We start from the raw sequence: 12,367 nt of genomic DNA, 5'->3' as shown, positions 1-12,367 counted from the left end.
CGGCGAATGCGTCAGGGCCAAAGCCACGCGGTGCCGATCGATGTCACGCGGCTTCGCGCGCATGGCGCGCTCCTACAGCTGTTGTGCGGGGGGCCAGGGCCAGGAGTTGAGGACCGCGCAGAACAGGCGCGCGGTCTGTTCGGCGTCGTACACGGCCGAATGCGCTTCGGCGGCGTCCCATTCAAAGCCCGCCGCCTGCACCGCGCGGGCCAGTACCGTCTGGCCATAGGCCACGCCGCCCAGGGTCACCGTGTCGAACACGCTGAAGGGGTGGAACGGATTGCGCTTATGCCCGCAGCGGTTCACCGTGGCGTTGAGGAAGTTGAGGTCGAAATGGGCGTTGTGCCCGACCAGGATCGCACGCTGGCAGCCGTGCTTTTTCACCGCAGCGCGTACCGGGCCGAACACGTGGTTGAGCGCTTCGCGTTCGGGTTTGGCCAGGCGGAACGGGTGATCCAGGTCGATCCCGGTCACTTCCAGCGATTGCGGATCGATCTCGGTGCCTTCAGCAGGGATCACGTGTGCACTGGTGGTTTCCCCCAGCACGTAGCGACCGTCTTCATCCAGGTCGATCGGCACCGCGGCGATTTCCAGCAGCGCGTGCCGGTTCCAGTCGAAGCCGCCGGTTTCCACGTCCACCACCACTGGCAGGTAGCCGCGGAAGCGGCGGGCGAGGGGGCTGGCCGGCGGAGCGGCGGTGTCGTTGTCGTTCATTTGCATGCTGTCCTGGACGAAGTGGAGCTCAGCCGGCCCGGCCGGCGAATTCGCCGCTGGTGGTGTTCACCAGGACCCGCTCGCCGTTGGCGATGTATTCGGGCACCTGGATCTCGATCCCGGTACTCAGCCTGGCGGGCTTTGGACGCTTGGTGGCGGTGCCGCCCTTGAGCTCGGGCGGGGTTTCCACCACTTCCAGTGCGACCGTCTGCGGCAGCTGCACGCCTACCGGCAGGTCATCGATGACCTGCACGTGGCATCCGCCCAGTCCGTCGGTAATGTAGCCGGCGGCATCGCCAACGGCGTCGGCATCCAGCACGTACTGGGTGTAGTCCTCGTCGTCCATGAACACGAACGCGTCGCCATCCCGGTAGGAATAGCTGGCCGCGCGGCGCGACAGCTCCACTTCCCGCAGCTCCTCGTCCGCGTCAAAGCTGGCGTCGATGCGGTTGCCGCCCGGCACGCTGTACATGGTGAAACGGAAGCGGACGTTGCCACCACGTCCCTGGGGCGAACTGCGGTCGATATCGCGGATCTGCCAGGTGCCTCCGTCGTGTTCGACCACGCTGCCCCTTTTCGCGTCGCTTGCTCTCATCTGTCAGTTCCTCAGCGCGGTGCCATGCGTACCGCGCCGTCCAGGCGGATGGTTTCGCCGTTGAGATAGCGGTTGCCAAGGATGTAGCCCACCAGATCGGCGAACTCCTGCGGGCGGCCCAGGCGTGAGGGGAAGGGGATCGAAGCGCCCAGCGACTGCTGCACTTCCTCAGGCATGCCGTCAACCATCGGCGTGTGGAAAATGCCCGGGGCAACGGTGTTCACCCGGATGCCGAAGCGTGCGAGTTCACGCGCCATCGGCAGGGTCATGCTCACCACGCCACCCTTGGAGGCGGAGTAGGCGGCCTGGCCGATCTGGCCGTCGTAGGCGGCCACCGAGGCGGTGTTGACGATCACCCCGCGCTCGCCATCTTCGCCGGCCTCGTTTTGCTGCATCACCGCGGCGGCGGCCTTGGCCACATTGAAGCTGCCCACCAGGTTGACCATCACGGTGTTGGAGAACGTGGACAGCGGCATCGCGCCGTCACGGCCCAGGACCCGGGCCGCGCCGATGATGCCCGCACAGTTGACCAGCACGTCCAGCCCGCCCAGGAACTCCCTGGCGGCGTCCACGCTGGCGACCACGCCGTCTTCGGAGGTGACATCGGTGCGCACGTAGCGGACCTTGTCCTCGCCCAGCGACGACACAGCGGCCGCGCCCTTGTCATCGTTCACGTCGAACATCACCACCTTGCCGCCGTGGGCGACCAGATGTTCGGTCACGGCCAGGCCAAGGCCGGACACGCCGCCGGTGACGATGGCGCGGATATCGGAAAGCTGCATGGACGCTCCTGCGGGTGCGGAAAGCCCACTATTCTAACTGGTGGGCTCCACCGCGCTGATCCTCTCGGCAAGCCGGGCATGGCGGTGGCCGGCAGCGAGGCGGCGGCTGAACTCGGCCGGCATCAGGCCCGGGGCGAACAGAAAGCCCTGGCCCACCCGCACGCCCAGCTCCAGCAGGAACTGGCGCTGGGCCTCCGATTCCACGCCCTCGGCCACCAGCCCAAGACCCAGGCTCCGGGCGATACCTGCGATCGCCTGGCATACGGCCACGTCGGAGCGGTCGCGGGGAGCACCCCCGACGAACAGCTGGCTGAGCTTGAGCCCGTGGATGGGCAGCCGACGCAGGTAATTGAGGGCGCTGTAGCCTTCGCCGAAATCATCGATGGTCAGCATGACCCCCAGCTCCCGCAGCTCGGCGAAGGCGTGCAGGGTGTCGGCCGAATCCTCGATCAGGGCGCGCTCGGTGAACTCCAGCTCCAGCGCGTTGCCCGGCAGCTCGTACTCCTCGAGGATGGTGCGCACCGACCCGGCCAGGTCATCGCCCAGGAACTGGCGGTAGGACACATTCACCGCCACCCGCACGATCCCGTGCCCGGCATCACGCCACGCGGCCACTTGCTGGCAGGCTTCGCTGAGCACCCAGCGACCGATGCGCACGATGTCGCCGCTGGTTTCAGCGTGGCCGATGAAGTGGTCCGGCCGCATCTCTCCCAGCTGGCGATTGCTCCAGCGGATCAGCGCCTCGGCGGCAATGATCTCGCCGCTGCGCAGGCACACCTGGGGCTGATAGACAAGATGGAACTCGCCGTTGTCGACGGCGCGGCGCAGGTGCGTTTCCAGCCGCAGCCGGTCTTCGCGCGATTCCTGCAGGGCGGGTGAGTACAGCAGCCAGCCGTTGCGGACCCGGCGCTTGCTGTCGTACATCGCCGCGTCCGCATTCTGGATCAGGGTCTGGGGGCGGTCGCCATCGTGAGGCGCAAGGGCGATGCCGATGCTGGCGGTCACGTGGAACTCTTCGCTGCCGTGGTGGAAGCTGGCATCAAAGGCGTCCACGATCCGCTGCGCGATCTGTTCGGGCAGGGCGTCCCCGCCTTCCAGCTGGCACAGCACCAGGAACTCGTCACCGCCGAAGCGGGCCACCAGCCCGTCGTCGTCCACCGCCGCAAGGATGCGCTGGGCGGCATGGCACAGCAGCTGGTCCCCGGCCGCGTGGCCGAGGCCATCGTTGACCATCTTGAAGCGGTCCAGGTCGATGTAGAGCACAGCCAGCCGGGCCTGCAAGGGATCGTCCATGCGCTGGCCGATCTCGCCCAGGATTGCGTCGCGGTTGAGCAGCCCGGTGAGCGGATCGGTGCGTGCCTGTACGCGCAGGCTTTCCTCGGCCTGCTTGCGCTCCTTGATGTCCTGCAGGGTGCCGGTGATGCTGACGTTGGCGGATTCATCGGTCTCGGCCTCGCCGATGATCCGGATCCACAGCGCCCGTCCGTCCCGGCGCAGGCCCTGCAGCTCCAGGTCAATGGGCACGGAGTGCTCCGCGGCCACGCGCAGGGCCTCGCCCAGGCGCACGCGGTCGCCGATGCTCAGGCACATCAGCAGCCCTTCCATGGTGGCCGGAGGAGACGCCTGGCCGAGGATGCGGATGGCCTCGTCGGTCAGGTACAGCGCATCGCGCCCGACTTCCCATTCCCAGCCGCCGATCCGCGCCAGTGCCTGGGCACGGCTGAACAGCGCGCTGTCGCGCTTGAGGCGGGTGACGTCACTGAAGAGGGAAATCACCTCGTAGGGCGCATGCCCGCCGGGGGCAAACAGCGGCACGGTGGTGACCGAGAGCCAGCGCAAGCGCCGTTCGGGCTTGTGATACATGCCGATCACGGTGCTTTCCGTGGCCTGGCCGGTACGCAGGGTGCGCTGGCTGGGCAGGTCTTCGAAACCGATGCTGCGACCGGACTCGTCCAGCAGGGTCCAGATCGCGGGATCCAGCATGTTTCGCAGACTGTCGTCCGGCCGTGCGCCCAGGATGCGCATCGCGGCGGCGTTGGCCTGCAGCGCGTGGCCATCGGCATCCAGCGCCAGCACGCCCTTGTCGATTACCGACAGCAGCTGGCCGTAGCGCAGTTCCGCCTCGCGCCTGGCGCTGAGGTCGCGTGCCACCGCCACCACGCAGCGGCGCCCGTCGTGCATGAACCCGGCCGAGTGCACTTCCACAGGGAAGCGGCTGCCGTCGGCGCGCATGTTGGTCACTTCGATCACGTAGGTCTCGCCGCGGCGCAGCTTTTCAAGCACCGGCTGCATGTGATCCTTGGGTAGATCGGGGTTGAGCACTTCGATCGGCTGGCCCACGATTTCTTCGTGCGGGCGGCGATAGGCGGCCATGCCCGCATTGTTGAGGTCAAGCACGATTCCCTGCTCATCCAGGATGCTGACCGGATCGGGCACCGCATCAAACAATGCCCGGTATCGGAGATCCGCGCCTTCAGCATCGCGGGTTACCGATTCCAGGGCCCTGCGGGCGGATGACAGCAGCTCACGCAGATCACTGGGCAGGGATGGGTTGCCGCAGGCGGCCTCAAGGGCAGCGGCAACGCGCTGGGGGTCGTCCGGTTCTGGCAGGGCGTCGGGCCTGCGGCGAGCCGGGCGATCCATTTCAGTCGTTGCCCGCTGTCATGGCGCGTCCGACCCGGCTGCCGGTTTCGCGTCCCAGCCGCTCCGCCAGCCAGCGGCCGGTGGCGGCCAGGGCGGGCAGGTCGACGCCGGTGTGGATACCCATGCCCTGGAGCATGTACACCACGTCTTCGGTGGCGACGTTGCCGCTGGCGCCGCGGGCATAGGGGCATCCGCCGGTACCGGCAACCGCCGCATCCACCACCGCCACGCCTTCCTCCAGGCAGGCGAGGATATTGGCCAGCGCCTGGCCGTAAGTGTCGTGGAAATGCACGGCAAGTGCCTGCATCGGAACCTCTTCGGCCACGGCGCGCAGCATCGCCCGGGCCGCGCCTGGCGTGCCGGTTCCAATCGTGTCGCCCAAGGAGATTTCCTGGCATCCCATCTGGTGCAGTACACGCGAAACCCGCACCACGTCGGCCACCGGCACCTCGCCCTGATAGGGGCAGCCGAGCACGGTGGAAACATAGCCGCGTACGCGCACGCCGTCTTCCCGCGCACGGGCCAGCACCGGTTCGAAGCGGCGCAGTGATTCGTCGATCGAGGCGTTGATGTTCCTGCGGTTGAACGCCTCCGAGGCCGCGCTGAATACCGCGATCTCTTCCACACCCACCGCACGGGCCCGCTCATAGCCGGTCTCGTTGGGAACCAGCACCGGATAGGAGACGCCCGGAAGCCGTTCGATGCCGGAAAACACCTCGGCCGCATCGGCCAGCTGCGGAACCCACTTCGGGCTGACGAAGCTGGTGGCCTCGATCGACCGCAGCCCGGTCGCGGACAGTCGATTGATCAGCTCGACCTTGTCAGCGGTGGGCACGATGGCCTTTTCATTCTGCAACCCGTCGCGTGGGCCGACTTCAACGATGCGTACGGCGGCGGGCAGGCGGCTCATGGCGTGGCTTCCGCCTCCGGCTCGAGGGTGACCAGCACGGCGTCTGCCTCAACGAAATCGCCGGCCGCGGCGCGGACTTCAGCCACCGTGCCGTCACGCGGGGCGCGCAGCGTCAGTTCCATCTTCATTGCCTCCATGACCAGCAGTTCATCGCCTTCTGCCACCGTATCACCCACGACAGCCCTGACCAGCACCACGCGTCCAGGCATCGGTGCGCCAATGCGGCCGTCCCCGGTGGACTCGGCGGCAGTGTCCGGCTGGAATGCCGGGACATGGTCGAACGCCAGGCGCCGGGTGCCGTCATGAACCACCACCTGGGCGGCAGTGCCGTCAACGCGGAACCGGCGGGCCTCGCCGTCCAGTCGCAGTACCAGCAGGTGGCCCTGTCGACTGGCACTCTGCACCAGCTGGGTATGCCCGCCGCTGCGAAGGCGATAGGTGCCGTTGCTGCCCGATGCATGGATTTCGTGGTGCACGGATCCCTGCTGCAACCGCAGCAGGCGCTCGCCCGCATGGCCCAGGTGCCAACCGTCGGCGTGCGCCCACGGGGAATGCGGCTCCGCGGTGGATGCCGCGGCCGCCAGGCTGGCGTGTTCCTGCTGCAGCAGCGCCGTCACGGCAGCCGCTGCAACGGTGGCGGGCGAGGGTGGCTCCGACGAGGGCAGCAGCGCGTCCGGATTGCGGTCAAGCCAGCTGGTATCAATGCTGGCCCCGATCACCACGGGATGGCGGACCAGCCGCTCCAGGAAGCTGATGTTGGATTTCGGCCCGCTGATCGTGCACGCAGCCAGGGCTTCGCGCATGCGCGCCAGAGCGCCGGGCCGGTCGTCGGCGTGGACGATGAGTTTGGCGATCATCGGGTCATAGAAGATCGTGACGGTGTCGCCTTCAACCACGCCCGAGTCGATGCGCACCCCGCTGGATGGCTCGGGCAGTGACAGACGCTCAAGCCGGCCGGAAGCGGGCAGGAAGCCGGCCTCCGGATCTTCCGCGTAAAGGCGCGCCTCGATGGCGTGGCCATGCCGGGGAATTGCGTCCTGGGCCAGCGGCAGCGGCTCGTCGGCGGCCACCCGCAGCTGCCACTCCACCAGGTCCAGACCGGTGACCATCTCGGTGACCGGATGTTCCACCTGCAGCCGGGCGTTGATTTCCATGAACCAGAACTCGCCCGACGGCGCCACGATGAACTCCACCGTGCCCGCGTTGACGTAGTCGATCGCGCCCGCGGCCTGCACCGCAGCCTCGCCCATGCGCTGGCGCGCATCCGGGGTGAGGAATGGCGAAGGCGATTCTTCCAGCACCTTCTGGTAGCGGCGCTGGGCCGAGCATTCGCGCTCGTTGAGGTGGATGAGGTTGCCGTGGGCATCGCCGAACACCTGGAACTCGATGTGGCGTGGCGATTCGATATAGCGCTCCAGCAGCACGCGATCATTTCCGAACGCGTTCGCGGCTTCGCGCCGGCAGCTGTCCAACGCGGCTTCGAAACCGCTGGCGTCGTGGACGATCCGCATGCCCTTGCCGCCGCCGCCGTGGGCCGCCTTGATCATCAGCGGGAAGCCGATCCGCGCAGCTTCCTCTGCCAGCAGCTGCGGCGACTGGTCTGCCCCGGCGTAACCCGGTACCACGGGCACCCCGACCGCCTGCATAAGATCCTTGGCCCCGGCCTTGCTGCCGAGTTTGCGCATGGATGCCGCGCGCGGGCCGATGAAAGCGATCCCGGCCGCTTCCACGGCTTCGGCGAAGTCTGCGTTCTCGCTCAGGAAGCCGTAGCCCGGATGGATGGCCTGGGCGCCACTGCGCCGGGCCACTTCCAGGATGGTGTCGGCGCGCAGATAGCTGTCCTGCGGCCGCGGACCGCCGACGGGGTAGGCCTCGTCGGCCAGGCGCACGTGCTGCGCGTCTGCATCGGCCTCGGAGAACACCGCCACGGTGCGGATGCCCATGCGGCGCGCGGTGCGGATGACCCGGCAGGCGATTTCGCCGCGATTGGCGATCAGGATCTTTTCGAACATGGTCAGCCCCCGGTCCAGGCCGGCGCACGCTTGTCGAGGAAGGCGGCCAGGCCTTCCTGGCCTTCCGGCGACACGCGCAGGGCGGCGATCAGGTCGGCGGTGGCGCCGTCCAGCGCGTCGCGGTTGATATGCGGCTGGACCGAACGGATCAGGGTCTTGGCCTGGGCCGCAGCCACCGGTCCGGCCTTGAGCAGTAGGTCGATCTGGTGCTGCACGGCGCCGTCCAGCGCTTCGGCTGGAACCACCTGGTGGAGCAGGCCGAAGCGTTCGGCCTGGGCGGCGTCGAACACCTCGCCGGTGGAAAACCAGCGGCGGGCCTGGCGCGCACCGATGGCGGCGATCACGTAGGGGGAGATCACCGCCGGTAGCAGGCCGAGCCGGCTTTCAGTCAGCCCGAACTTCGCTTCCGGTACGCCGATGGCGATATCACAGCAGGCCATCAGGCCCACGCCGCCGCCAAACGCGGCGCCGTGGACGCGGGCGATGGTTGGCTTTGGCAGCTCGTCGAGCGTGCGCATCAGCCGTGCCAGCGCCAGCGCGTCCTCCCGGTTCTCCGCCTCGCCGGCGGAGGCCATGCTGCGCATCCAGTTGAGGTCGGCGCCCGCCGAGAACGATCGTCCGGCGCCTTCCAGCACCACCACGCGCACGCCAGCATCGCCTGCAAGCTGTTCAAGTGCGGTGGTCAGTGCGTCGATCAGCGCGGCGTCAAATGCGTTGTGCAGCTCGGGCCGTTCGAGTCGCAATCGGGCGACCGGGCCTTCGCGCTTGATCGTCAGGGCATCGGACATGGGCGTCAGCTCACCGTGGAAGTGGACGGCCGGCCATGATACCGGTTCAGCTGGGGACGGCCGCCCGCACGCGGGGTGCGTGGTGCTGCAATGATGGCGCGCTCAGTGCCGCAGGCGACGACGCCCGGGACGGCGATGATCGTCTGTGGGAGTGACCTCAACGGCAAGGCTGAAACTGCGTTCATCACCGGGAAACATCGCGCCCACGCCGACCACCTGGCGGTTGATTTCCTTGCCGTCGCCGTCGCGCACCACCAGTACCACCGAGTACTCCCAGGCGCCGCCCTCCGCCGGATGACGGATGGTGCCTTCCACCTGCAGCGCATTGGTGGATTCGGCTTCGGCATTTCCGGCGTCCCCGGTGGTCGGAGCGGATGCATCGAAACGAAGGTAATGCCGGCAGGACGGGCAGATCGCAGCACTCTGCAGGATCGTGGTCTTGCAGTGTGGACAGGTGCGGGTGGCGCCCGCCGCGCCCGGCCGGCCCTTGCTCACGAGACGGCTTCGACGCCCGTCTTGCTGTCCGACTTGCCTGCGGCCTTCGCATCGGCCGAGGCCTTGCCGGAGCGGGCGTCCGCCTCGTCCCAGCCGCAGTCGATGTGTCCGCGGATCCGGGATCCGGCCGCGACGGTGAGGGTGCCGGCTTTGAGGTCGCCGTTGAGCACGGCGCTGTCCAGCAGCTCAACGCGCTCGGCTGATTCGATATTGCCCTCCAGGTCGCCGGCCACGGTGACCTTGTCGGCGCGGACGCTGCCGTTGAGCTTGGCGCCGCGCTCGATCGTCAGATCGCCCTTGACGTTGACGTCGCCCTTGAACTGGCCGGCGATGCGGACGTGGCCGGTGCCCTCGATCTTGCCTTCGATCGTCAGGTTGGCCGCGATCAGCGACTCCTTGGCACTCGCACTGGAGCCCGCTGCGGGCGCCTGGCGGGGCGGGGTCGAAGTGGGATTGAAATCGGCGACTGCCGGGCGCTCATCGCGCCCGGGCGCCGCGGACTGGTCGGAGGCGAAGGGGCTGGCGTCCTTCTTGGGCTGGCTGGACGGGTTGAAAATGGCCATCACGGGGGACTCCTGGAACTGGGTGCAACGCGGGCAGGATCACCGGCCGCGGGGGCCGGAGCGGCAACGACAGGGTCGTATTTCACGAGCCTATCACGTGGCATGCGGGGCCTTGTTGTGACCCCACTCACTGATTCCGGGTACAGACGGCTGCGCTAAAGGGGTCAGGCGACGGGACCAGGACCCGTCGATGGATTACATGCGGAATACGCCAAATCGGGCGGGCTCGATCGGGGCATTGAGCGAGGCGGAAATGGCAAGTCCCAGCACCCGCCGAGTATCGGCAGGATCGATGATGCCATCGTCCCACAGCCGGGCAGTGGCGTACCAGGGGCTGCCCTGGTCTTCATACTGCTGGCGGATGGGCGCTTTGAAGGCCTCTTCCTCTTCGCCGCTCCACTGCCCGCCGCGCGCTTCGATACCGTCCCGGCGCACCGTGGCCAGCACGCTGGCGGCCTGCTCGCCGCCCATCACGCTGATCCGCGCGTTGGGCCACATCCACAGGAAGCGGGCCCCGTAGGCGCGCCCGCACATGGCGTAGTTGCCGGCGCCGAAGCTGCCACCGATCACCACGGTGAACTTGGGCACGCTGGAACACGCCACGGCGGTGACCATCTTGGCCCCGTCCTTGGCGATGCCGGCGTTCTCGTACTTTTTGCCCACCATGAACCCGGTGATGTTCTGCAGGAACACCAGCGGGATGCCGCGCTGGTTGCACAGTTCGATGAAGTGCGCGCCCTTGAGCGCGGACTCGGAAAACAGGATGCCGTTGTTGGCCACGATGCCCACCGGGCAGCCGTGGATGTGGGCGAAGCCGGTCACCAGGGTTTTGCCGTAGCGCGCCTTGAATTCCTGGAAGTCGCTGCCGTCGACAATGCGGGCGATCACTTCGCGGATATCGAACGGCTGGCGGGTGTCGCGGGGCACGATCCCGTACAGCTGCTCGGCCGGATACAGGGGCGCTGCCGGTTCCTGCAGCGCTACCGGGAGCGCCTTGGTTCGATTGAGGTTGGCAACGATGTCGCGCGCCACCTGCAGAGCGTGATGATCGTTCTCGGCCAGGTGGTCGGCTACGCCCGACACCGCGGTGTGGACATCGGCGCCGCCCAGCGATTCGGCGTCCACCACTTCGCCGGTAGCCGCCTTCACCAGTGGAGGGCCACCAAGGAAGATCGTGCCCTGGTCCCGGACGATGATGCTTTCATCGCTCATGGCCGGTACGTAGGCGCCGCCGGCGGTGCAGCTGCCCATGACCACGGCCACCTGCGGAATGCTTTCCGCACTCATCCGGGCCTGGTTGTAGAAGATGCGGCCGAAATGTTCCCTGTCCGGAAACACCTCGTCCTGCAGCGGCAGGAAGGCGCCGCCCGAGTCGACCAGATAGATGCACGGCAGGTTGTTCTCGCGGGCGATTTCCTGCGCGCGCAGATGCTTCTTCACCGTGATCGGGAAATAGGTGCCTCCCTTGACGGTGGCGTCGTTGGCAACCACCACCACTTCCTGGCCCATGACCCGGCCGATGCCGCAGACCATGCCGGCTGCAGGGGCATCCCCGTCGTACATGTCCTCCGCTGCCAACGGAGCGATTTCAAGGAAGGGCGAGCCCGGGTCGAGCAGCGCGCTGATGCGGTCCCGGACCAGCAGTTTGCCTCGCGACAGATGCCGGTCGCGTGCCTTCTCACCGCCGCCGTCCGCGGCCCGGGCCAGCCGGCGGTCAAGTTCGTCCACCAGTTCGCGGTGGTAGGCGGAGTTGTCGATGAATTCCTGTGAGCCTGGGTCCAAGCGGGTCTTCAGTGCGGGCATGCTCGGCATCGTGAGGTGGATGGACCGCACAGGATACCCGCGATGACAGGCCCCGGCCGGACTGGCCGGGGCCTGTCAGGTTCAGTCGTCGCGGCGGATTTCCTCGGCCTGGCGTTCTGCGCGCTCAGCGGCACGATCCAGGGCGTCGGCAGTGGAATCGGCCGCCCGGCCAGCTGCTTCGGTGCCATCGGCGGCAGCCTCGCGTGCCGCATTGCCGGCCCGGTCCGCTGCGGCAGCGGCGTCGTCGGCTGCGCGTCGTGCAGCCTCTGAAGCGTCATCGGCGGCGGCGCGGGTGCGCGTTGCGGCGGCATCAGCGCCTTCGGAGATCGCAGTGCCCGTGTGATCGATCGTCTCAGCGGCGGAGGCACGCGCGCGCTCCGCGGCAGCGGCGGCTTCGGCGCCTTCCTGGGTCTCGTAGGGCGGATCGTTGCTGCACGCGCTCAGGGCGAGCACACCGGCGGCAATCAACACAAGGGAGCGATTGTTCATGGCGAAACCTGTTGCTGTGGGGACGACGCAAGTGTTGGGCCGGGAGAGTGAAGGAGGCGTGGAACTGAAACTTCACCATGGCACGGGCCCGCCGATCTTCTCGGGCGCATAAAAAAAGGACCGCCGGTTGCCCGGCGGTCCTTCGATCTTTCCCTTGCTGGAAACCCGAAGGCTTCCGGCTGGATCAGATCTCGTCGTCGGCCGCGTCAGCAGCGTCTTCGGCGATGTCGGCAGCTTCTTCGGCAGCGTCGGCTGCAGTCTCGGCAGCGTCGGCAGCAGCGTCTTCGATGTCGTTGCTGGTCGCGTCGGTTGCGTCGGCAGCGGCGTCGGTGGCGCGGTCAGCGGCTTCGGCAGCGGTGTCGGCAGCGGCCTGGGCGGTATCTTCGAACTGGCCGTAGGCGGCATCGGCCTGGGCCTGCGCTTCGGCAGCGGCTTCAGCAGCGTCAGCAGCTGCGTCCTGGGCGGCGTCCTGGTTCGAGCACGCAGCCAGGGCGAAACCCATGGTCAGGGCCAGCAGAGCCTTGTTGATGGACATTGTGGATTTCCTCGTCGTTGTAATCAAAGTGACAAACG

At 67.7% G+C, this 12,367-nt stretch carries 12 protein-coding genes; all 12 read right to left on the bottom strand.

Annotation, left to right across the window (positions count from 1 at the left end):
• Nucleotides 1–72: 72 nt before the first annotated feature.
• A complete protein-coding gene (rnt, locus tag ACW7G2_RS03540; RefSeq protein WP_456972764.1) occupies nt 73–720 on the bottom strand; it encodes a ribonuclease T in 648 nt (215 codons plus the stop codon).
• Nucleotides 721–742: 22 nt separating this feature from the next.
• On the bottom strand, nt 743–1,309 hold the full coding sequence (gene yeiP / locus ACW7G2_RS03535; RefSeq protein WP_456972762.1) for an elongation factor P-like protein YeiP: 567 nt from the start codon (nt 1,307–1,309) through the stop codon (nt 743–745).
• Between the two features lie 11 nt (nt 1,310–1,320).
• Complete coding sequence (locus ACW7G2_RS03530) at nt 1,321–2,091, bottom strand: SDR family NAD(P)-dependent oxidoreductase (protein ID WP_456972760.1); 771 nt, start codon at nt 2,089–2,091, stop codon at nt 1,321–1,323.
• Nucleotides 2,092–2,124: 33 nt separating this feature from the next.
• Nucleotides 2,125–4,734 (bottom strand): sensor domain-containing protein, encoded by a 2,610-nt coding sequence (locus tag ACW7G2_RS03525; protein ID WP_456972758.1) that lies wholly within the window; start codon nt 4,732–4,734, stop codon nt 2,125–2,127.
• Nucleotide 4,735: 1 nt separating this feature from the next.
• A complete protein-coding gene (locus tag ACW7G2_RS03520; protein WP_456972756.1) occupies nt 4,736–5,644 on the bottom strand; it encodes a hydroxymethylglutaryl-CoA lyase in 909 nt (302 codons plus the stop codon).
• Nucleotides 5,641–7,656, bottom strand: coding sequence for an acetyl/propionyl/methylcrotonyl-CoA carboxylase subunit alpha (locus tag ACW7G2_RS03515; RefSeq protein ID WP_456972754.1), 2,016 nt, complete (start codon nt 7,654–7,656; stop codon nt 5,641–5,643). Before ACW7G2_RS03515 ends, ACW7G2_RS03520 begins: the two co-directional genes overlap by 4 nt.
• Nucleotides 7,657–7,658: 2 nt before the next feature.
• Nucleotides 7,659–8,444 carry an enoyl-CoA hydratase/isomerase family protein gene (locus ACW7G2_RS03510; protein WP_456972752.1) on the bottom strand — a complete coding sequence of 262 codons (786 nt, stop codon included), beginning with the start codon at nt 8,442–8,444 and terminating at the stop codon, nt 7,659–7,661.
• 102 nt (nt 8,445–8,546) lie between these two features.
• Nucleotides 8,547–8,939, bottom strand: coding sequence for a hypothetical protein (locus tag ACW7G2_RS03505; RefSeq protein ID WP_456972750.1), 393 nt, complete (start codon nt 8,937–8,939; stop codon nt 8,547–8,549).
• Nucleotides 8,936–9,502, bottom strand: a complete 567-nt coding sequence (locus ACW7G2_RS03500; RefSeq protein ID WP_456972748.1) for a bactofilin family protein — start codon at nt 9,500–9,502, stop codon at nt 8,936–8,938. The genes ACW7G2_RS03505 and ACW7G2_RS03500 overlap by 4 nt, the downstream gene beginning before the upstream one ends.
• Before the next feature lie 195 nt (nt 9,503–9,697).
• Nucleotides 9,698–11,305: a carboxyl transferase domain-containing protein gene (locus ACW7G2_RS03495; protein ID WP_456972746.1), complete on the bottom strand. Its 1,608-nt coding sequence runs from the start codon at nt 11,303–11,305 to the stop codon at nt 9,698–9,700.
• Between the two features lie 81 nt (nt 11,306–11,386).
• Nucleotides 11,387–11,794: a hypothetical protein gene (locus ACW7G2_RS03490; protein ID WP_456972744.1), complete on the bottom strand. Its 408-nt coding sequence runs from the start codon at nt 11,792–11,794 to the stop codon at nt 11,387–11,389.
• Nucleotides 11,795–11,978: 184 nt separating this feature from the next.
• A complete protein-coding gene (locus ACW7G2_RS03485; protein ID WP_456972742.1) occupies nt 11,979–12,329 on the bottom strand; it encodes a hypothetical protein in 351 nt (116 codons plus the stop codon).
• Between the last annotated feature and the right edge of the window lie 38 nt (nt 12,330–12,367).

Source organism: Luteimonas sp. A277, assembly GCF_054052045.1.
Note: the sequence above shows the minus strand (reverse complement) of the source record. Positions and strands in the feature narration are given on the sequence as shown.